The organism is Salinisphaera sp. G21_0 (assembly GCF_017744115.1).
Taxonomy (GTDB): Bacteria; Pseudomonadota; Gammaproteobacteria; order Pseudomonadales; family Endozoicomonadaceae; genus Endozoicomonas.
In genome coordinates this window covers 1-17,777 of the sequence record NZ_JAGHQW010000082.1, presented here as the reverse complement: position 1 = coordinate 17,777, position 17,777 = coordinate 1, and the positions used below count along the sequence as shown (strand labels likewise).

General features: G+C 49.5%; 29 protein-coding genes. 15 read left to right on the top strand and 14 right to left on the bottom strand.

Annotated features, from left to right (window positions below; translation table 11 throughout):
* Nucleotides 1-197: 197 nt before the first annotated feature.
* The 14 genes from J7439_RS23400 to J7439_RS23335 all read right to left on the bottom strand — a co-directional run bounded on the left by J7439_RS23400 (nucleotide 198) and on the right by J7439_RS23335 (nucleotide 8,281).
* On the bottom strand, nucleotides 198-869 hold the full coding sequence (locus tag J7439_RS23400; protein ID WP_209204471.1) for a hypothetical protein: 672 nt from the start codon (nucleotides 867-869) through the stop codon (nucleotides 198-200).
* Complete coding sequence (locus tag J7439_RS23395) at nucleotides 847-1,323, bottom strand: RuvC family protein (RefSeq protein WP_209204470.1); 477 nt, start codon at nucleotides 1,321-1,323, stop codon at nucleotides 847-849. The genes J7439_RS23400 and J7439_RS23395 overlap by 23 nt, the downstream gene beginning before the upstream one ends.
* Nucleotides 1,320-1,805, bottom strand: a complete 486-nt coding sequence (locus tag J7439_RS23390; RefSeq protein WP_209204469.1) for a Rha family transcriptional regulator — start codon at nucleotides 1,803-1,805, stop codon at nucleotides 1,320-1,322. The genes J7439_RS23395 and J7439_RS23390 overlap by 4 nt, the downstream gene beginning before the upstream one ends.
* A gap of 109 nt (nucleotides 1,806-1,914) precedes the next feature.
* Complete coding sequence (locus J7439_RS27340; RefSeq protein WP_209204468.1) at nucleotides 1,915-2,796, bottom strand: DNA cytosine methyltransferase; 882 nt, start codon at nucleotides 2,794-2,796, stop codon at nucleotides 1,915-1,917.
* Nucleotides 2,797-2,798: 2 nt separating this feature from the next.
* Nucleotides 2,799-3,125 (bottom strand): Ref family recombination enhancement nuclease, encoded by a 327-nt coding sequence (locus J7439_RS23380; protein WP_209204467.1) that lies wholly within the window; start codon nucleotides 3,123-3,125, stop codon nucleotides 2,799-2,801.
* Nucleotides 3,126-3,135: 10 nt separating this feature from the next.
* Nucleotides 3,136-4,359: a phosphoadenosine phosphosulfate reductase domain-containing protein gene (locus tag J7439_RS23375; protein ID WP_209204466.1), complete on the bottom strand. Its 1,224-nt coding sequence runs from the start codon at nucleotides 4,357-4,359 to the stop codon at nucleotides 3,136-3,138.
* Nucleotides 4,359-4,820, bottom strand: a complete 462-nt coding sequence (locus tag J7439_RS23370; protein ID WP_209204465.1) for a DUF1367 family protein — start codon at nucleotides 4,818-4,820, stop codon at nucleotides 4,359-4,361. The genes J7439_RS23375 and J7439_RS23370 overlap by 1 nt, the downstream gene beginning before the upstream one ends.
* Nucleotides 4,821-4,823: 3 nt before the next feature.
* Nucleotides 4,824-5,258: a hypothetical protein gene (locus J7439_RS23365; RefSeq protein WP_209204464.1), complete on the bottom strand. Its 435-nt coding sequence runs from the start codon at nucleotides 5,256-5,258 to the stop codon at nucleotides 4,824-4,826.
* A gap of 6 nt (nucleotides 5,259-5,264) precedes the next feature.
* On the bottom strand, nucleotides 5,265-5,471 hold the full coding sequence (locus tag J7439_RS23360; protein WP_209204463.1) for a hypothetical protein: 207 nt from the start codon (nucleotides 5,469-5,471) through the stop codon (nucleotides 5,265-5,267).
* On the bottom strand, nucleotides 5,455-6,162 hold the full coding sequence (locus J7439_RS23355; RefSeq protein WP_209204462.1) for a DUF6475 domain-containing protein: 708 nt from the start codon (nucleotides 6,160-6,162) through the stop codon (nucleotides 5,455-5,457). The genes J7439_RS23360 and J7439_RS23355 overlap by 17 nt, the downstream gene beginning before the upstream one ends.
* Nucleotides 6,152-7,153 carry a hypothetical protein gene (locus tag J7439_RS23350; protein WP_209204461.1) on the bottom strand — a complete coding sequence of 334 codons (1,002 nt, stop codon included), beginning with the start codon at nucleotides 7,151-7,153 and terminating at the stop codon, nucleotides 6,152-6,154. Before J7439_RS23350 ends, J7439_RS23355 begins: the two co-directional genes overlap by 11 nt.
* Nucleotides 7,150-7,428, bottom strand: coding sequence for a hypothetical protein (locus J7439_RS23345; protein ID WP_209204460.1), 279 nt, complete (start codon nucleotides 7,426-7,428; stop codon nucleotides 7,150-7,152). The genes J7439_RS23350 and J7439_RS23345 overlap by 4 nt, the downstream gene beginning before the upstream one ends.
* The gene (locus J7439_RS23340) at nucleotides 7,428-7,979 is read right to left on the bottom strand and encodes a helix-turn-helix domain-containing protein (RefSeq protein WP_209204459.1); all 552 of its coding nucleotides are present in this window, start codon (nucleotides 7,977-7,979) and stop codon (nucleotides 7,428-7,430) included. Before J7439_RS23340 ends, J7439_RS23345 begins: the two co-directional genes overlap by 1 nt.
* Before the next feature lie 29 nt (nucleotides 7,980-8,008).
* Entirely contained in the window at nucleotides 8,009-8,281 is a 273-nt protein-coding gene (locus J7439_RS23335; RefSeq protein ID WP_209204458.1) for a hypothetical protein, read from the bottom strand.
* 179 nt (nucleotides 8,282-8,460) lie between these two features.
* Here J7439_RS23335 and J7439_RS23330 point away from each other — a divergent pair, with 179 nt between their 5' ends.
* The 15 genes from J7439_RS23330 (at nucleotide 8,461) to J7439_RS23260 (ending at nucleotide 17,521) form a co-directional block, all read left to right on the top strand.
* Nucleotides 8,461-9,234, top strand: a complete 774-nt coding sequence (locus tag J7439_RS23330; RefSeq protein ID WP_209204457.1) for a helix-turn-helix transcriptional regulator — start codon at nucleotides 8,461-8,463, stop codon at nucleotides 9,232-9,234.
* On the top strand, nucleotides 9,218-9,541 hold the full coding sequence (locus J7439_RS23325; RefSeq protein ID WP_209204456.1) for a hypothetical protein: 324 nt from the start codon (nucleotides 9,218-9,220) through the stop codon (nucleotides 9,539-9,541). The genes J7439_RS23330 and J7439_RS23325 overlap by 17 nt, the downstream gene beginning before the upstream one ends.
* A gap of 162 nt (nucleotides 9,542-9,703) precedes the next feature.
* A complete protein-coding gene (locus J7439_RS23320; RefSeq protein WP_209204455.1) occupies nucleotides 9,704-9,994 on the top strand; it encodes a hypothetical protein in 291 nt (96 codons plus the stop codon).
* Nucleotides 9,984-10,205 (top strand): hypothetical protein, encoded by a 222-nt coding sequence (locus J7439_RS23315; protein WP_209204454.1) that lies wholly within the window; start codon nucleotides 9,984-9,986, stop codon nucleotides 10,203-10,205. Before J7439_RS23320 ends, J7439_RS23315 begins: the two co-directional genes overlap by 11 nt.
* Entirely contained in the window at nucleotides 10,193-11,095 is a 903-nt protein-coding gene (locus tag J7439_RS23310; RefSeq protein ID WP_209204453.1) for a recombinase RecT, read from the top strand. Before J7439_RS23315 ends, J7439_RS23310 begins: the two co-directional genes overlap by 13 nt.
* Nucleotides 11,095-12,840 (top strand): YqaJ viral recombinase family protein, encoded by a 1,746-nt coding sequence (locus tag J7439_RS23305; protein WP_209204452.1) that lies wholly within the window; start codon nucleotides 11,095-11,097, stop codon nucleotides 12,838-12,840. Before J7439_RS23310 ends, J7439_RS23305 begins: the two co-directional genes overlap by 1 nt.
* An 82-nt stretch (nucleotides 12,841-12,922) precedes the next feature.
* Nucleotides 12,923-13,156 (top strand): hypothetical protein, encoded by a 234-nt coding sequence (locus J7439_RS23300; RefSeq protein WP_209204451.1) that lies wholly within the window; start codon nucleotides 12,923-12,925, stop codon nucleotides 13,154-13,156.
* A 170-nt stretch (nucleotides 13,157-13,326) separates the two neighbouring features.
* Nucleotides 13,327-13,485, top strand: coding sequence for a hypothetical protein (locus J7439_RS23295; protein ID WP_209204450.1), 159 nt, complete (start codon nucleotides 13,327-13,329; stop codon nucleotides 13,483-13,485).
* Between the two features lie 392 nt (nucleotides 13,486-13,877).
* Nucleotides 13,878-14,408, top strand: coding sequence for a single-stranded DNA-binding protein (locus J7439_RS23290; protein WP_209204449.1), 531 nt, complete (start codon nucleotides 13,878-13,880; stop codon nucleotides 14,406-14,408).
* Between the two features lie 181 nt (nucleotides 14,409-14,589).
* Nucleotides 14,590-14,979, top strand: a complete 390-nt coding sequence (locus J7439_RS23285) for a DUF551 domain-containing protein (RefSeq protein ID WP_209204448.1) — start codon at nucleotides 14,590-14,592, stop codon at nucleotides 14,977-14,979.
* Nucleotides 14,976-15,188 carry a hypothetical protein gene (locus tag J7439_RS23280; protein ID WP_209204447.1) on the top strand — a complete coding sequence of 71 codons (213 nt, stop codon included), beginning with the start codon at nucleotides 14,976-14,978 and terminating at the stop codon, nucleotides 15,186-15,188. Before J7439_RS23285 ends, J7439_RS23280 begins: the two co-directional genes overlap by 4 nt.
* Nucleotides 15,185-15,433, top strand: a complete 249-nt coding sequence (locus tag J7439_RS23275) for a hypothetical protein (protein WP_209204446.1) — start codon at nucleotides 15,185-15,187, stop codon at nucleotides 15,431-15,433. The genes J7439_RS23280 and J7439_RS23275 overlap by 4 nt, the downstream gene beginning before the upstream one ends.
* Nucleotides 15,434-15,449: 16 nt before the next feature.
* Entirely contained in the window at nucleotides 15,450-16,241 is a 792-nt protein-coding gene (locus J7439_RS23270; protein ID WP_209204445.1) for a Rha family transcriptional regulator, read from the top strand.
* 13 nt (nucleotides 16,242-16,254) lie between these two features.
* Nucleotides 16,255-16,479 (top strand): DUF4224 domain-containing protein, encoded by a 225-nt coding sequence (locus J7439_RS23265; protein ID WP_209204444.1) that lies wholly within the window; start codon nucleotides 16,255-16,257, stop codon nucleotides 16,477-16,479.
* Nucleotides 16,463-17,521 (top strand): site-specific integrase, encoded by a 1,059-nt coding sequence (locus tag J7439_RS23260; RefSeq protein WP_209204443.1) that lies wholly within the window; start codon nucleotides 16,463-16,465, stop codon nucleotides 17,519-17,521. Before J7439_RS23265 ends, J7439_RS23260 begins: the two co-directional genes overlap by 17 nt.
* Nucleotides 17,522-17,777 lie beyond the last annotated feature (256 nt).

The window sequence follows — 17,777 nt, the reverse complement described above, 5'->3', positions numbered from 1 at the left end:
AAGTTCTCAGCAAATATCCCTTGAACAGAGGTCTTCATCTAAATCAACAACGAGTTAAAATGAAAACCTCAAGGTAGACCAAAAACTACATGTCAGCTTCCCCCGGCGGGGCCGGGCGCGTTCAACACTGTACTTATGCGAACTTAGTTCGCATAAGTGACATAACTATCGTGCTTATTCGTTCTTCATCGTCAGCTTTATTCTGCCGCCTTGGTTAAGCCCTCCGACTCCAGCACAATCTGCGCATTGTTATAAGCAGCCTGCACCATCTGATTAATGGATCTCTTCACTTTGTACTGCTGGTTTGTGATGGTCTTCTGAGCTTCTTCACCGCTGGCTTTGAATGTGTCTTTGATGACATCCGGCCTTAATGCCCTGAGCCCAAGGTATTCCAGCTTAACCGTACGCTCCGCTAACGTCCGTGGTGTCTCCGGATGAATACGCAGTGCGCCGTGTATCTCTGGCCAGCCTTCAACCAGGGCGCTCCTGAGATTGTCCGTCATCTTCAGGCGAACAGAGATACCGGGCTTCTGTGACAGCATTTCCCCATCAAAGGTGTAGCGGATTCTGAGCAAATGGTACTCCAAATTACTTAACCGGTTCCTGAGCAAACCGGAAACCATGCCAGCCTGTGTTGCCCAGTCGCTTCTTGTCAATCGACTGCGGTCAAAGTTCCGATCTTCCGGTATCGGCCTGTCCAACTCCGGGTACTTGTCACAAAGCTCTGAAGCGAGTCGCTGCCAGCATGCCGATTTATAGGTATCGAACAGGCTGTAATTGAACGCATTGATCAGGGCGGCCCCCGTGTGCGGATACATGCTCATAAACTGATCTCCTGCAAATGGCTTAATAGCTCGATTGGCTTCCATACCGGGCGATCAGGATCGCATCAGCACGCCCTGAGTCCTTCTTTCTGCGAACATCTGCCTCGGGATACAACTCGACTACCCTTCCACGACTGGCGTCTTTTTCCGCACCGATCAGTCCGAAGGCTTTTTTCCATGCCTGGGGTGTGACATAAGTCACTGGCAACCCCATACCTGCAACAACACCTTCAACCACTCCAAAGGAGCGGCCAAAATTGAACATGCTGGTTACACCTTGTCCGGGCATTGCTCCAACACGCTCCAGATAAACGTGAACCTGCCTGGATTCAGCAGTCAGCTCAGCGATAAACCTTCTCAGCTGAGCCCCGTCTACCTTGTCCTTTTTGCCTTTCCCGTCCGGGATCACTGGCATATCCAGAACGCGCTTTAATACCTCCCCTTCCAGAAAAGCGATAGCGCCGGTTTTGCCCGGGTCGATTCCGATGTTGATTTTCATTTCCGTCCCTCAATGCCAACCACTTCAGCCAGCGGCAAACTCAACTGAGCATCAAAAACCGGCTTGCACCATCGCCAGTTAGCCGGGCCTCGCCCGGCAATACTGGCTTGCTCCTTCTGCTCCAATTGCAAAAAGTTATGACCTTGCTCGATCTGCTTTCTGAGCCTGATAAATTCATCAACCAACAACCGTTGACCTTGCTTACCCTTCACGCCGCAGATATACGGCATAGCGGCAAGGAATCCCGCCTCGGTCAATTCATAGGCTTTTTGACTACGCCCCTTGCTATCAGTGACTTCAATCTGCCTGAATTCGGGTAGATTGATATGAGACTCTGAAATCAAACCGTCAATCGCCTCAACCACTTTGTTGTGTCGCCGGTTGCATTCAGCGGCAACAATCCATGTCGTTGTTGTAAGAACTCCGTTGTTTATCTGGATAATGTTTTTCATCAGCTCCTTCCCTTCTTTTTTCTCAGCCATGGTCGCGGCTGATTCAGTGCAGGCACCCATACCGACAGCAAAAGAACCTCATACCCGGCAAGGCCGCCGAGTATGGGAACAAGAAAAAGGCGTTTCATGGGTAGCCTGCTCATGCTGCTGCCCCCATGTAGCGAACCATTTCCTTACCGGCCCAGATACCAAAATGCCGGGGGACACCATTACCAATCTGGCGATAAGCTGCGGTGTCCGATACCGGAAACTCAAAGGAATCCGGTAAACCCTGCAACCGGGCAAACTCTCTGACGGAATAAGGGCGAACGCCCATAGGGAACCGGCTGTCTTTTACCAGCCGAGTGCTTTTGTCCTTTGCGTAATGAGCAACACACGTTGGAGCCAGGTCGTTTCTTTCCGGGTCAGAGATAATCGGTAAGTCTCGATACTCTCCCTGCATCCTTGCTCTAATCGCTTTTGGCAGAGATACCCGGGGTTCAGCTTCGAGAATGTCAGCCAGTTTGACTCGATAATTATTTTCCGGCGCTCTGACTTTAAACGGCCTTTTTGTACCAATAATGATCAGCCGATTTCTGCGTTGTGGTAGCCACAGCTCAGCCTTTACCGGGCAAAATACATTCAGGTAGTAGTCCGGCATTTTTGTCATGGCTTCCATAACAACCGGGAAAGCTTTCATGCCCGGAACATTTTCAACGATGTAAAACTCCGGCCTCGCGATAGCCAAATGTCTCAGAGCGTGAAGAAAGAGCTCATCACCGGTCCGGGTCTGGTGAATGTCAGCTATAGCGCTGTACTTAGTGCACGGATAAGTGAAAACCATTCCATCGCAGCTATCCTGCTCCATTACCAGCTCTTGTGTCAGATCACACTGTTTGATGTGATTGCCAAGATTGTGCCGATAGGTTTTGCAGGCATCCACATCTAATTCAAACGCCTGGTTAATCTCGATACCGGCATCCAGAAGCCCGGTATCAAACAACCCTGCACCACAAAAATAACTATTGACTGCAATCTTCACCCCTAACCCCCGATCTTTTGCGCCCTAAGCTCTTTCAAGTCTTGTTTTGTCAGCTCCAGCAAATCGGTCTCTTTGCCGAAGGTCATCCGAAACTTCTCCGGTGTACCGTGCACACTGATCGTCTTGCCCTGGTGGTGTTCGTAACAAAGCGGAATCGTTTCAAAGTCGCTCCGCATTTCACCCATACCCTTGCCGGTAGTGATATGGTGCGGTGTTGCCTGGCACTCGCCGAACTCGATAAAGCCATCCATCCGGCAGGCGATGCAGCCGAGTTCGGCTACATCTGCAAGGTGTTGTTTTTCTGTTTTGGTTTTTTGTTTGCGGCTCATGGTGGTTCCCTCACGCAATCAGCAACGGCTGAACAATGCCTTCCGCCATAATCAGGTCCATGGCGGTATCTGCCCTGGGCTCATCACCTCGCCACTTGTTCGGCCAGGTATTGCTACCAATCAGATCCCGTATCCGAACCTCTTCACGCTCGTTAATCAGGCTGATTGCAGGCCGGTTCTGAAACAGGGCTTCCTGGTTCACTTCGTCCTGGATAGAAAGAATTTCTTTCAGAGCCCACTGCCTGGCTTCCATGGTGAGGGGCCCCATTCGTTGCGGGTTGGTTTCCAGTGAGCCGTTTTTATTCCGGTCGGTGCCTGGCTTACGCAGCCGGTTATGGGGCTCCCGTAATGCCCGGTAAATACCCCGAAGCCTTTTCAAGGGTGCCAGGTAAGCCCAGCGCTTCATGGCAATCACGGTATCCAGCGCCTTATCTTCCTGAGCCAGCGGACAACCAACACAGCCAGTACGGGCGCTCAACTCTTCCGCTTCATCCCCGCCATAGGCGTCGGCAATAGCGGCAGTAGACCAGTCGCCAAAATCCGCTTGTGGAGCCCAGTGCTTGAGCCATTCCCAGATATGACAGACTCGCCAGTGCAGCAGCGGCGCAAGAGTGGCAACCCTGCCCCGAATGCCTTTAGCGTGTGGCAGAACTTCCTGATACCAGCCCTGGCCACACTCAGCCCCATCCTTGCCACAGCTCATAGTGATTCGCTGATCCCGGATAGCAGACTCGCCCTGTCGTACACCGGTAATCATCAGAATACTGCCGTCATAATCCGCAATGGCTTCAGCCAGCGAGTCTTGCATCGGGTCAATTTTGATTTGCCGTGTACACCATCTCAGGGTGTTGTTATTGGGCGGCGGTACGCCACGGCCCAGCATATAAACCATGAACCGCTTATCCATGGGAGCCATAACAATCTGCACATCAATATCCCGCTCCTTCAGCTCATCAATGATCTGATAGGCGGCAATGGATAGCGGTGGTAACTCCATTCGCGTGTCGGCATAAAACACTGACAGCTTTTTGGGTGCCTGGATCATCCCGCTTTCAATCATCCAGACAATCAAAGTGAGCGTTGCGCTGCTGTCTTTACCACCACTCCAGGCAATGCCCCAATGGTCGTGTTCTGCACCGTGGGCCTGTAGTGATTGCTTGGTCAGCTCAATGGCGTCGGTCATTTGCAACCGGGCAGATACGCCCGAAAAAATATCAATCTGGTTTTTGTTCATCACACCATCCCTATGATTCGCTCTACCTGGCGCTCAAGATCGCCCCGGGTGTAATTGGTCAGAACACGCTGCAAAGTCACATCAACGCTATTGCTGTACAGCTCCGAGAATTGATCTTCGTTCATGCTGGCAAACGAAATACTGTGCGCCTCCCGGCGTATATCCCCGTTCAGGTTGGCAATAACGTCATAGAATCCAGCGGAACAGATCACGTCTTTGCGATAACGCTCAAAGCTCTTTTGCACCTGAAAGCCCTTGTACTCCTGAACTGCTGGCTCAAAAGCATCAAAGCCGATATTCAACAGAGCGAAATACTTGCGATGAAACTTAATGTTCCGCTTCTGCTTCCACTGGGCTCGAATACCGGCACCGACCTTGATCTTGTTGCACTTCTCCGCGTCCTGGTGAGTGGCTGGTACGAATGAACCGTCCAGCCGTTTGATCAGTGTGAGCTCAGGCATGGATCACCCCTTCGCCGTAGCGATAGCGTGATCACACCACTGGATCAGGTCGCCGTTCCGCCAGAGGTGAGGTGCCTTGAATGTCAAAGGGCGACAAACTTCTACCAGGCACGTGCCATTACCCCAGTGATTGATCGCGCTCTTGCTCAGGCCGGTGAGCTGCATCACTTCCGCGCGGCCCAGCAGCTTTTCAGAATCCTCCTCTCTCAGCCTGGCCAGATAGTCCAGGTCGATTTTCTTAACCCGGGTGCGGCTGCGTTGCTTCTCCCCGGCGATACTGCTCAGGTTCGGGATCTCTTTTTGAACGGTTCCGCTGCTGATCTGCTTGATGGCCTTGCCTTTTGCCAAAAACGCCGCTACGTCGGCAGCGATTGACTGACGCTGTGACTCTTTGAGTTCTGCGCCACTGAATGACACGTAAACCGGATTGTTTTCCATGACCTGTTATCCCCTGTTCCCTGTTTGTTCTTGTTGTACTGGCTGGCGGTGGTCGTGTTGATGGCTGCCGGGCGCTGCAAATAAAACCCAGGTCATCAGCACGAAAAAGGCTGCTAGGGCGATGGTTGACAGCAGCACTTCAAACAGGGTGTCGCCCTCGGTGCCATCGTGAAAAACTTCGCGCTGGGTGAAGAACTTAATGAGCTTGTTCATTGCCGCCCCCGTTTTCGCTGGTTTTATTGGGCAGTGCTGGCGTGGTACCAGCGCGCATGTCCGCAATCATTCGGGAGAAATCAACGGGCCCTGATTGCTTTGCTCCTGGTTCAATGCCGTTTTGATAAACCAGAAACGCTTTTTCCTGATTGCCAATCAGCTTGGGCAGCTCTTCGCGCTGGAAGCCTTTGACGCTGTTGCTGTGGCTGGCCATACCGGTTAACAGCTTCGGATATTCCTGCAATGGGCGTCCGACATACCCCTTGTACCGGCGCTCGAACTCCTTTTGCTGGAACACGTACTCGTCCTCGTTTGAACGGGTGCAGTAGTGAACCCATCCGCCCATATCTTCGATGACGCGGTGAATGATCGGGTCGTCAAAGCACACGTCCACGTAGGGACCTTGAATCCTGAGCGCCTTGTCCACCTTCACGCCTGCCTGCCCTGCCTGTGAGCCGGTGTCGCCTTCGATCAGCCGAACAATGTCGCCTGCCTTGGGCATGAACTGACCTGAGTCCGGGTTGCGAACATGGGTACTGCAAGCCCGTTGAATATCACTGATCGGGTAAACCGCAAGGGCGTTCATCAGGATTCGCATACCAGCAGGAGAAAGCTCCTTGCCGTAGTACTCAGCAACGCCGGTCATCAGGTCGATGAACGATTTCACTTCCTGGGGATTGTTAGTATCCATGGACATTCTCCCCGAACATTTCAGCCATCAGTGCATCGCCCGCTGCCTGGGTTGAACGGCCTGCCTTGCTCAACTGGCTAACCAGCTGGTTGCCAGCATTGCCGATGAATCGGTCGATCTGATCAGCGTTTTTGAAAATGATGTGAATCCCGTCGTACACCTGGTTGCGGTCGTTGTCGCCCATGTTGTGCGGCGTACGACTGCAACCGTCGATAGCCAGCTTGAGTTGATCAACGTCATAGCCCGACTTCAGGGCATTTCGGATAAACTTCTTGCGGTTCTCGTCAAGCTTTGCCTGTGGGTGATTGAGCACGGTTTGCCAGTGAACAAACACGTCCTGAATTTTTTCAGCGTGGTTCGCTTTCGGCGCGACCGGTTCAGCCTCGGCTGGACAAGTGTCGTTAGACACAACAATTCTGCTACTGCTACTGCTACTGCTACTGCTACTGCTACTGCTACTGGTTTGGGTAAGGGTTTCGAAAGGGCTCCCCAAGGGTTTCGAAAGGGTTTCAGAAGGGTTTGCACAACCCTTTGCATTCTCACGAAATACCCGCTCTAACTCCTTGTATTCCCTGAGCAAGCGCTCTTTTTCAGCGTTACACTTATTGATTGCTTCCAGTAAGTGCCTGAGCGGAACCTCAACGTCGGGCAAAATCGCAGGGCATTTCTTCAGCAGCTTTAACGCCGCCTTAATCTGGTTCGGATTTTCAACCGGATTAAACTTCAGGAAGCGGTTTATCACCAGCCATTGAGACCCTTCCCGAAGGGTTATGAAACCCTTTCGAAACAGTTCCAGAAGGGTTTGCCTAACCCTTTCCAAGGGCCAGTTAAGGTCAGATGAGATATACCCTTCAGGCATTCTGAAGATGCCAATAATGTTGCCATGGGCGCAGGTCAGCAGATAAAGAGCCATAAGCTTTTCATCGTCGGACATTGCCAGCACATCCTCACTACCCCAGAACTGGCAATGGATCTTGCCGTAGTCCCTCATGACTTACTCTCCTCTGTGCAGACTCGGAACTTATCTGCGTTCCGTTCTGCCCATCGCTGGTTTCTCTTCAGCCAGTTGTTCACAAAGGTGACAACACCTCTTTTGTTCAACGGCGTGTCGAACGTAACCTCCGCAAAATCAGCCGCCGCGTTAAGCTGACCAATTACATCAACGTCGGGATAGGTTTCTTCCAGCGTTGTCAGATAGCTTTCAGAGAACTCAATAGGCTGAGAGCACTCAGCAACTATCCATTGCGGTTGCTTTCTGTCGTCCATCACTCACCCCTCACGACTTCAGCAATGGCGTCGATAGCCAGACCGGGGAAGTCCGAAGGGGATACGTCGATGGTTTTACAACGGTGAGCGATGCGAACATGAGCCAGCTCAGAACCGGTAAAGATCAGGCTGAACACTGGCTTGTCGTCGCCTTTGTAGGCACCGATCCTCTCTTCCGCTTCCTGATCGGATTCGGGTAAGCCGTGGTGCGGTTTACCGGGCTCTAACTCCATCACTTCCCTGAGTGCTGAGTTAGTCAGCTCGGCCTGTTCCGGGGTTTCGGTCTCGGCAGGAACAATGCAGCTCATACCCATCAAAATTTCAGCGGGCGTCATTTCAAAAACGCCAGCCAGGCGCAGAACATTTTTACTCTGGGGCAACATACGGCCAGACTCCCAAGCCGATACGCAGGCAGGCGTACATCCCACCTTTGCGGCCAGCTCGGTCTGGTTCCAGCCGTAATTTTCCCGCATTGTGTAGATCAGAAACCCGACCGACTCAAAAGGTTGCTTGAGTTTTGGTGTGACTTTGTCGATAATTGAATTGTTCATTGTGTTTTTCCTGACACGGTGAGCTTGCTCTAAGCCCCGGAAACGGGGCTTTTCCTTTTCTGCTCCGCAACCATCTGCTCAACACCTTCACCACCGAAATACTCCATTAGTGATTTCACTTTTAACTTCCGCTTTCCGTGAATCACCATTCGAGCCAGCTTCGCTTTAGATGGCATTGGTCTGCGCTGCGGATTAGGAGACAGGTACTCATTGCGGCAAACGTCGATACTGAATCCAACACTCTTGGCAAACTTGACCTGCTCCTTTCTGGTTAATCCATTCCAGAACTCTTTAAAGTTCATTGTCGTTCCTCCGATATCCGCAACTTCATACTAAAGTTTATTTCTTTATAACGTCAAGCACTTTATAAACCTTTTTTCATTTAAAAAAAGTTTTGAGCGTAATTATGTAGCGTAAAAAACTGGACTAAACTGGCGAGATGGATATCAGACAAGTTCGCCGAATAAAGACGCTTCGCCTTATGCAGCAGCGTGATATGACCAAGGCAGAGTTAGCGAGACAGCTGGGCAAATGGCCTCAACAGCTGAATGAAGTGCTGCGCGATAAAAACCCAAAAAACATTGGTGATAAGTTTGCTCGCCAGATTGAAGACGTACTTGGCGCTGAGAAGTACTGGCTTGACAAAGAAGACGACGATATTCAGTTGCAGGAGATGGATACCTCGGTAGAAGGTGTTTATCTACGAGCGATTCAAGCGGCTATTGAGTTTACAAAGGCGCGAAAAAACTGGATGGACAGCCGAACTATGGCAATTCGGTCAGTAGAAGATTTTTTTAAGTGCTGGTTGAGTGATGCACAGTTAGAGTTATTGCCACCAATAGGCCGGTTTGATTATTCGCTGTCCTCCCATACAGCCGGTCAGTTGTCGGTTAATCTGTTTATCCCAATGCCAGGGTTTAGCACCTGGAACATTCCGCCCTTTGAAGATGAGCGGCCAGACTTTTTGGTTGTCGCCCTGCCTCCGCGTAGCGGTGCTAGCGGCGTGGGGTTTTATGTAGTCTCCAAGCCTGATTATCTCGATATCGCCAAGGCGTTCAAGGCCGACTTCGTTAGCATCAATCTTGATAAATCATACTGCGAAGGTGACTCAGTTTATCTTCATGTGTCAGGGAAGACGGAAAGATCATTCATCGCTGTCGCTCACCAAAAAGAATTAATCATGCAGCTCTGGCACAAGCCGGAGGTGAAAATGTGGACGAGTGAAAAAATAAAACAACATGAAAAAACTGAATGAAGAGCAACGGTATGTAGCCATTATTGGCGCATTTATCACCGGGCTGATGCTGGCTTTTCCTCCATGGCTTGGCGAGTCATTGAATCATGCTTTTAACGCCGGTTATCACTTTATCGGAAACCCTCCCAAGGCGCTCAATGCTTCCATCGACTTTGTGCGATTGTTGCTACAGATTGCAGCAGTCACAATGTTTACTGTCGGCGGTATCGTCTTCAAGTCCGGCACTGAGCGCAGTGATGAGCGCCGGGTTATCAGGACAAAAGACTACAACAACACCCATCAGAAAGAGTACGACACTACCCGCTAACTCACACTACCCCTCAAAAGGCTCGCTTCATGCGGGCTTTTTTGGTCTGCGAATAAATATTTTTGTTTTATTTATAAAGTTTTTTGGTTGACTCTAAAGCTTTTCCCTTCTAATCTGTTATCAGAGCAAGCAAGACCAGTAACAGGAAACAAGGAAAGCATTATGAACCACTGCCCCGTATCAGCGGACGAGCGCCGCCATGCACACCAGGAAGGGCTGAACGAAGCCCGTCAGGATTACATCGACACTCAAGCCAACGAGCGCACCGCCCGTATTGAGGCCGATCTCCTCTCTGCCCGTAAAGACAACATCACCTCCGGTTACTACAACCTGAAATTCTCCAGCGAGTCTCTGGCCTTGCTGCAACTCATGCTGTCAGAACTGCCTGAGGAAATTTTTGGGTTGGCCAAGGAATTGGTGAAGCAGGATCTGGAGAACCGCGATGAAATTTAACGACGATGCGCTTATGCGCCGCCTGGCGCTTAAAGAAAAAGAACTGAAGCTGGCAGAAGATCAACTCAAGCAAGCCAATCAGGATTTTGAAACCGCTAATCAGGCATTAGGAAAAGCAATAGACCGTCAAGGCAAGGCATTAAAAGCTCTTTGGAAGTGCCGGGATGAATTATGGGACATTGAAAAGGAGTCTGACTCATGCAACAAGTAGCCAATATCCAAACCCCGGAACAGGTGATTGAAGCCAAGCAACAGGACTTCATTAAAATCGCGGAAAAAGATCAGCTGGTCCACTGGCAGGAAGAAAGCCAGTTCGCCCTGCAAGCCTGGTACAAAAGTGAAATGCTCCAGAAGTGCAGCCCGGTCAGCATCCAGAACGCCATTATCAATGTTGCTGCCTGTGGGCTGACGTTAAATCCGGCTAACGGTTTTGCTTACCTGGTGCCTGAATACGACAAGTCAACTAATCAGCAAGTCTGCCAGTTGCGGATCTCCTTCAAGGGATTGATGAAGGTGGCCGTTGATAGCGGTGCCATTGATTACGTCAAGGCTGAGATTGTCCGTGAGAAAGACACCTTTGAATACCTCGGCCCCTGTGAGAAGCCAGTCCATAAAATGAACCCGTTTACTGATCGTGGTGAAGTGGTCGGCGTGTACTGCATCGCCAAAACCGGCAAGGGTGACTTTCTCTGCGACGTAATGAGCAAGACTGAAATCGACAAGATCAAAAGCAAGGCCAAAACACAATTCGTCTGGAACGATTGGTATGAGGAAATGGCCAAGAAAGCCATTATCAAGCGCGCCTCCAAGCAGTGGCCGGCGGCTGGTAACGCGCAGCGCTTCAGAGAAACCGTTAAGCGTATTGATGAAGTAGAAGGTAATGAGCGTGAGATTGGTGGTGAGGTGGTTAATGTGCATGCTCCCGATCAGCCTGCCCTGCCTGACTATTACAAGCAAGACGACTTTAACCGCCTTTTCCCAAGCTGGGAGAAAGCCATACAAAGCGGTAAGAAAACACCGCAGGCATTAATTGCCATGGTTGAGACCAAGGGCAAAGACTTGACCGACGAACAAAAAGCGCAGATTCAGGGGGTGCAGTAATGCTAGTCAGAAATGAAAAACAGGGAACTCAGGAATGGCTAGATCTGAGAGCCAGCCATTACACCGCCAGTGAAGCGCCTGCAATGATGGGTGCGAGCAAGTACCAATCCCGCCAACAACTGTTGGCAGAGAAAGCTACTGGTATTCGTGAAGAAATCACGCCACGCCAGCAAGCCATTTTTGACAAAGGCCATGCAGCGGAAGCAGGCGCTCGACCCATTATTGAAAAGCTGATCGGTGAAGAACTCTATCCGGTGGTTGCCACTCAGGACGATTTACTGGCCAGTTTTGACGGTCTGACCATAGATGACGCCATTGTGTTTGAGCACAAGCTATGGAATGCAAAGGTTGCTGAGTCGGTAATGCTCGATCAGGAAAACGGCACTGGTCTGGAAGATCACTATTGCTACCAGTTGGAGCAACAGCTTTATATCAGCGGTGCAGAAAAAGCCATCTTCGTTTGTTCCGATGGTACTGAGCAAAACATGGCGTATTGCTGGTACACCTCCAACCCTGAAAAGCGTGAGGCGTTGTTAGCAGGCTGGGAACAATTCAAGAAAGACCTGGCAGAGTTTAGGCCGGTTGAGCATAAGCCAGAATCAAAAGGCGTTGCCCTTTTAGAGCTGCCTGCCCTGGTCGTACAGATTGCCGGTGAAGTAACAACCTCCAACCTGCCAGCATTCCGCAATGAAGCCCTGGGACAGATCGAAGCCATTAACACCGACCTGCAAACCGATCAGGATTTTGCCAACGCTGAAGCCACGGTCAAGCATTTCACCAAGGCAGAGAAAGAACTCGAAGCCGCCAAAAAGCAGGCAATGGCACAGACAGCGGATATTGATTCTCTGTTTCGCACCATTGACCAGCTGAAAGACACCATGCGCTCCAAGCGTCTGGAACTGGATAAGCTGGTTAAGGCTCGCAAGACTGCTATCAAACAAGAGATTATTGTCGAAGCACAGTCCAGCTTTAACGAGCATGTAGAACAAATCAACCTGCGTTTGCCTGTCTGCGTGCCACCAGTGAATGCCGATTTTGCTGGAGCCATCAAAGGCAAAAAGACCGTTAAGAGCATTCGTGAGGCGGTGGCTGATACCCTGGCATCGGCAAAAATCGAAGTCACTAACTACCGGAAGATCATCGAAGAAAATCACGACCTGTTGGAAGCTGAAATCAATGGCCGTGGTTATGACTTCCTGTTCCGGGATCTTCAGCAAATTCTATTGATGTACTCCAGCCATTTGTCATTGCTGATCAAAGATCGGATAGCGAGCCATGAACAGGCCGAAGCTGCAAGACTGGAAGCAGAACGGGAAAGGATTCGTCAGGAAGAAGAGCGCAAGGCCCGGGAAGAAGCGGCTCGACTGGCAGAGATTGAGCGCCAGCGTATTGCTGAAGAAGAACGGCAAAAGCTGGAGGCTGAGCAAGCGGCTGAAACTAAGCGTAAGCAGGAACAGAACGAAGCCGCATTACAGCAAGCTCGCATGGCTGAGCAAGAACTGAATGCTGTAGCTGAAAGAAGGCAAAGAGAAAGCCAGGAAGAACAGCTGCAAATGGCTATCCCGGAACCTGAGCCTGTTCACTGTGTGCCAGAAGCAACCGTTACTATCCCGGTTTCCGAATACGAAGCGCTGAAACGTGCTGCATTCAAGCTGCAATGCCTGGAGGATGCTGGCGTTGATAACTGGTCTGGTGGTTATGACTTCGCTATGGAAGCGTTTCATAACGAATATCCAATTCGCTGAATGACACTCTGCACGGAGCCGCACCTGGGCATGTGTTAAAAAGGCCTGTTTGTTAACCGCAACAGGGAATGAATCGTTTTCGTTGAAAAAAGCTGACGTTGAGCAAGTAAACAAGAAAAGCGAGCATGATAGCTCAAAGGGTTTTACTTATTGGAGGTTTTACTTATTGGAGGTTTTACTTATTGGAGGTTTTACTTATTGGATGGCCAGCAATATCGGCGAGTTCGTGTTCGATCATTTTTATTTGTTCGTAGTAATAGTTTCTTGGTGGATTATGTGGCCTGATGATGAAGATGAGAAAAAGAATGCTGAGTAAGAACCTAACCTTGCGCTAACCGGATTGTCCGGTTGAGCGGGTTGTTATGCGTTGACTAACAGGTGAAATGATGGACTGCAAAGAAGGCGAAAAAAGGTTTTTAAAGCGCATGGAGAAGAGCAAGCTTACCTGGCACACGAAATTGTTGTGCAAAAAGCAGGGCGAAAGCAATGAAAGTTAATCCAAGAATTGTATTGCTTCCTTTCATGTCTGTTTTTGAGCTGGCTTTGATTGCGATCTGCTACTTACTGGCTTTTATCAGCGTGAAGTGGGCAATAAAAATTAATGACTGGTCGAAGCGGCTACCGGAACTCGACTGGTACACATAACCCTTGCTTGTGGGGCAGCGTAGCTGTCCCAACCAAGCTGTTGTTATGTTGCCGCTGGCACCGAACTAACCATTTCCGTGAGGTCACGCAAAAGTTATGGAATATCAACCCAAGGGCAGCATGTGTATGAGCTGCATTAATCGAGACAAGGATTGTTCAGGATTGGATTTTAAATCAATGCCCATGATGGACAGAAGCTGTCACCAAACAATTGTTAAATGCAGCGCCTACCAGCAGCACAAACATAAATGGGAGCTTGCATTAGATGGCGGCACATACGTTTGTGAATGTGGCGCATGGAAATGATCAGGCGAGATAACACTGTGCTTATGCGAACTCAGTTCGCATAAGTGACATAACTATCGTACTAAACGGAAGACAGGTGAAACAACATGGCATACAGAGGCGCTAATAAAGTAATTCTTATAGGGAATATTGGGCAAGATCCCGATATTCGTTTTACTCCCGATGGTAAGGCAATCGCTAATCTTTCCCTGGCAACGTCTGAAAGCTGGAAGGACCAGGCTGGCAACAAGCAGGAGAAAACCGAGTGGCATCGGATAGCTGTATTCGGCAAGCTGGCTGAAATCGTTCAGCAGTATGTCACCAAAGGCTCAAAGCTCTACATAGAGGGTAAGCTGCAAACTCGCAAGTATCAGGCTCAGGACGGTTCTGATCGGTACACAACAGAGGTGATTGTCGATAGCTTTAACGGAGTCCTGCAAAGGCTGGATAGCCGTAACGACAATGGCCAGCAGCAAAGCTATCAGCAGCAGACACAGCAGAGGCAACAATCACAGCAACGCCCGGTCAATCATCCAGCACAGCAGGTGCCTAACCAGTATCAACAGACTCGGAATAATTCGGCACAGCAGGACCCGTATCAGGGTGGGGATCAATATGACCCGAACATTCCTTTCTGACGAATGCCGGTATCAGCCAAACGGGGATATGTGCCTGGCCTGCAAAAAGGTTTTCAAAAATTGCAGCCAGCTCCCTTTAATAAATACCCGGAGTGAACTGTTCACCCTCCTGCTTCATGGGGTGCATCGTGAAATGTTGCGTGACAAGTCACGTTTTGAAGAACTGATAAAGGTGTGACCAATGAGCGTCAGAGAAAGACTCCTGAGAGAATGTTATGACTCAGCCCTGTTCGGGATTGAACAGGCTATTGATTCCCTGGATAAAGCGGGCTCCACTTTGTTAAAGAGTAATGCAGAACACTTACACAAAAAAGTATTAACACTTCGCAAAACCATGTTTTTCCCATATCCGGGTGACACCAGTGATAAGCGTTCACATGAAAACTGGAATAGCTGGATTCCTGTTTCCGATCCACCAGAAAAAGGCAAGCGAGTATTGGTCATGCTAACCACTGGTGAGATATGGGCCGGTCATTATGATGGTGAAAACTGGACCGTTCATGTCATGGGTGTCTGCAACTCAATAACCCATTGGATGCCAATACCCAAAGCGCCGGAGGTGAAGCCATGACTGAAGACCAGCAAAAGGACGTTGTTATTCTCGGCCAGCTTAAAGCATTGCACTTTGCTTTTAATATGGAACTGCCAAAAGACCCAAAGCTAAGACAAAAGTTTTTCAAAGCAAAGCGATTACTGTTTGAAGTGATTGAAGACCACTGGGATAAATGCAACGAGTACCTTGCAGATACAGACACTGATAGGTCAGAGGCGAAAGTATGAGCAAAACACCTGAACCGTTAGTTCCAGCTCTGCGCCAGTACAGGAGCAATGACGGCTCTGAAGGCTTTATTATTGCTTACGACAAAGAGGAAGCAGAGAAAGCCCTTGCCCGTTTAGCCAGGTACGCTGACAGGTTGCGCGAAGATCTGGAAGAATATCACGCTCAATATGGTGAGGATTGTATTGCTAAAAAATATGGCATGGGTTGGGCGCTTTCTTTGCCAAACCCGATGAAAGAAAACTAATTAACCATTAATTAATGTGACCAATTTTGAAATCCGGCACTCAGCCGGAGGGGGTTTTATGCGCCAGTTAGTTTTAAACGAGAATCAAGCCGTTGCTTTTGATCTGCCGATTATGATCCGTGACGGTGTTGAAGTTATGTCCAGTATGGACTTAGCCAAGATGTGCGGTCAGGCTCACAGTGACTTTTTAAAAAAGGTGCCGAAGGTTTTAAATGGAGGACAAGGAAAATTTTCCTCGTCCTATTTCAATTCACAGAACAAAGAACAGCCTTGTTACTACTTCCCTCAACGCGAGTCCTGCTTAATGGCGATGAGCTACAGCTATGAGCTTCAAGCTTATGTCTATGATCGCTGGCATGACCTGGAAACCAGCAAGCCTAAACCCGTCGAACAATGCTCACCTTATACTGATCTGGCCAAAATCACCGCCGACAAGAAAGCCCTGGCGGAACTGTTTGGGCTGTCAGGTAATCAAGCCTTGTTGTCAGCGTCAAGAGCAACCGAAGCTTTAACTGGCTACAACCCGATCAAAATGCTTGGCGTAGAGCTCCAGTCAGAGCGCAAAGAGAAAACATTCACCGTCACCGAGCTGGGCAAAGCCTGCTTTGATGGCCTATCAGGAAGAAAGGTAAATCAACTGCTTATGGAGTCAGGCTTACAGGTCAAGGCAGGCAAACACTGGGAACTCACCGAAGCCGGTAAAACCCATGCGGAACTACTGGACACCGGAAAGAGTCATAGTAACGGTACGCCCGTTAAGCAAATCAAGTGGTACCGATCTGTGGTTGATTGCTTGCAGGCGGCATAACAGGGAGTAGGGTATGGATAAATTCTCAGAACAGCTGATAACGGAAGAACAGCTAAAGGCGTGGCTTGGCTTCAAACAAAGATCAGCGCTTATGAAATGGCTGGATAAAGAGGCGATACCCTACCGACTGGGCAATAAAGGGGTGATTGCTACAACGCTCAACAGCCTGGAAGCAAATCAGTTAAGAAAAGCCGAAGAGAAAGCAGTACCGAGGTTTTTAAATGGGCGCAAATCGTAAAAAAATCAACCAGCAACTTCCCAAGTACGTATACAAAAGCAAGGGTTGGTACGTGTTCAGGGAGTACCTGGGGCGACGGGGAAACAAAACCATCAGGGCCAAAGATGTCCGGCTGTGTACCGATGACCAGCCATTGTATGTTGTCTGGGATCGCTACAACGAAATCAACCAGTCTGCCGCTCGCACATTGGGTTGGCTGCTGGATGAATACCCGTCATCCAAAGAGTTTAAAAGCCTGGTGCCGCGCAGCAAGCTTGAGCGTTTGAAGTGGGCTATCCCTGCCATTAAAAATTGCCCAATGATGAAACCTTACAAAACCTTTGCCGATGTTCCTCTGAACAAAATCGACACAATTGTTATACGGTGCTACCTGGATAGCCTGACCAGCAAAAACACAGCCAGCCTGCATCTATCCATTATCAGCGTTGCCTGGAAGCATGCACTGCAATACTTCCATAATGTACCGCCTAACCCCTGCGATAACATCACCAGAACCAGCAGCGATAAGTCGGAGCGCTATGTATCGGACGAAGAGTATTACCCGGTGCTGGCCATTGCCAGCCCAAGGGCTTATGCGCTAATGGAGATCGGGTATATTTGCAGGGCCAGAATGAGCGAGATCCTGAAGCTAAGAACCGACAAACACATACTTGAGCAAGGAGTGCTGATTGAGCGAGGCAAGGGCTCACTTGATGAAATAACCCAATGGACGCCGCGACTCAGAACGGCTGTAGACAAACTGCTATCCATCCAGCCTGACAAGGAAAACCCATACCTGCTGCAAACCAAAGCCGGCAATGGATACAGGAACTACTCAAGCGTCAAAGGCATCTGGCGAGACTTGATGAATACAGCTATCCAGCAAGGCCTGATAGAAGAAAAGTTCACTCACAAGGATATGAAGGCCAAGGGCGTATCGGATCACAAGGGGCTTATGCACAAACTGAAAACCCTGCCTGATCTGGAGATCTCAGGGCATAAAACAAGGTCTGCCCAGAACCACTATATACGAACGCCGTTGCTTAACGAAGGGACCAGATAGCCTCTGAAAAGAGGCTAAAACCCGTCCAACAAACAGGGTAAAAAAATCATTAAAATCAAGCTGTTGTCATCGTCGTCTACCAACAAAAATTTTAGATATCTTGTTGTTTTTATTATGGTTTTCACCGTCATGGGGTTGTGGGGGTCGGAGGTTCAAATCCTCTCGCTCCGACCAGATAAACCCCTTTAAATATAACGACTTACAATCATTTCCTTAAAAATAACTCTGTCGCCCATCCAACAAATCTTCCAACAAA

Bases quoted from the DNA above. Each gene is read 5' to 3' on its own strand.
- J7439_RS23325 (WP_209204456.1), top strand. From the start codon at position 9,218: ATGAAAAAACTGAATGAAGAGCAACGGTATGTAGCCATTATTGGCGCA.
- J7439_RS23305 (WP_209204452.1), top strand. From the start codon at position 11,095: ATGCTAGTCAGAAATGAAAAACAGGGAACTCAGGAATGGCTAGATCTG.
- J7439_RS23370 (WP_209204465.1), bottom strand. From the start codon at position 4,820: ATGCCTGAGCTCACACTGATCAAACGGCTGGACGGTTCATTCGTACCA.
- J7439_RS23390 (WP_209204469.1), bottom strand. From the start codon at position 1,805: ATGGCTGAGAAAAAAGAAGGGAAGGAGCTGATGAAAAACATTATCCAG.
- J7439_RS23280 (WP_209204447.1), top strand. From the start codon at position 14,976: ATGACTGAAGACCAGCAAAAGGACGTTGTTATTCTCGGCCAGCTTAAA.
- J7439_RS23320 (WP_209204455.1), top strand. From the start codon at position 9,704: ATGAACCACTGCCCCGTATCAGCGGACGAGCGCCGCCATGCACACCAG.
- J7439_RS23400 (WP_209204471.1), bottom strand. From the start codon at position 869: ATGGAAGCCAATCGAGCTATTAAGCCATTTGCAGGAGATCAGTTTATG.
- J7439_RS23365 (WP_209204464.1), bottom strand. From the start codon at position 5,258: ATGGAAAACAATCCGGTTTACGTGTCATTCAGTGGCGCAGAACTCAAA.
- J7439_RS23335 (WP_209204458.1), bottom strand. From the start codon at position 8,281: ATGAACTTTAAAGAGTTCTGGAATGGATTAACCAGAAAGGAGCAGGTC.
- J7439_RS23360 (WP_209204463.1), bottom strand. From the start codon at position 5,471: ATGAACAAGCTCATTAAGTTCTTCACCCAGCGCGAAGTTTTTCACGAT.
- J7439_RS23285 (WP_209204448.1), top strand. From the start codon at position 14,590: ATGAGCGTCAGAGAAAGACTCCTGAGAGAATGTTATGACTCAGCCCTG.
- J7439_RS23295 (WP_209204450.1), top strand. From the start codon at position 13,327: ATGAAAGTTAATCCAAGAATTGTATTGCTTCCTTTCATGTCTGTTTTT.
- J7439_RS23315 (WP_209204454.1), top strand. From the start codon at position 9,984: ATGAAATTTAACGACGATGCGCTTATGCGCCGCCTGGCGCTTAAAGAA.
- J7439_RS23290 (WP_209204449.1), top strand. From the start codon at position 13,878: ATGGCATACAGAGGCGCTAATAAAGTAATTCTTATAGGGAATATTGGG.
- J7439_RS23260 (WP_209204443.1), top strand. From the start codon at position 16,463: ATGGGCGCAAATCGTAAAAAAATCAACCAGCAACTTCCCAAGTACGTA.
- J7439_RS23310 (WP_209204453.1), top strand. From the start codon at position 10,193: ATGCAACAAGTAGCCAATATCCAAACCCCGGAACAGGTGATTGAAGCC.
- J7439_RS23350 (WP_209204461.1), bottom strand. From the start codon at position 7,153: ATGAGGGACTACGGCAAGATCCATTGCCAGTTCTGGGGTAGTGAGGAT.
- J7439_RS23375 (WP_209204466.1), bottom strand. From the start codon at position 4,359: ATGAACAAAAACCAGATTGATATTTTTTCGGGCGTATCTGCCCGGTTG.
- J7439_RS23275 (WP_209204446.1), top strand. From the start codon at position 15,185: ATGAGCAAAACACCTGAACCGTTAGTTCCAGCTCTGCGCCAGTACAGG.
- J7439_RS23395 (WP_209204470.1), bottom strand. From the start codon at position 1,323: ATGAAAATCAACATCGGAATCGACCCGGGCAAAACCGGCGCTATCGCT.
- J7439_RS23265 (WP_209204444.1), top strand. From the start codon at position 16,255: ATGGATAAATTCTCAGAACAGCTGATAACGGAAGAACAGCTAAAGGCG.
- J7439_RS23340 (WP_209204459.1), bottom strand. From the start codon at position 7,979: ATGAACAATTCAATTATCGACAAAGTCACACCAAAACTCAAGCAACCT.
- J7439_RS23330 (WP_209204457.1), top strand. From the start codon at position 8,461: ATGCAGCAGCGTGATATGACCAAGGCAGAGTTAGCGAGACAGCTGGGC.
- J7439_RS23345 (WP_209204460.1), bottom strand. From the start codon at position 7,428: ATGGACGACAGAAAGCAACCGCAATGGATAGTTGCTGAGTGCTCTCAG.
- J7439_RS23355 (WP_209204462.1), bottom strand. From the start codon at position 6,162: ATGGATACTAACAATCCCCAGGAAGTGAAATCGTTCATCGACCTGATG.
- J7439_RS23380 (WP_209204467.1), bottom strand. From the start codon at position 3,125: ATGAGCCGCAAACAAAAAACCAAAACAGAAAAACAACACCTTGCAGAT.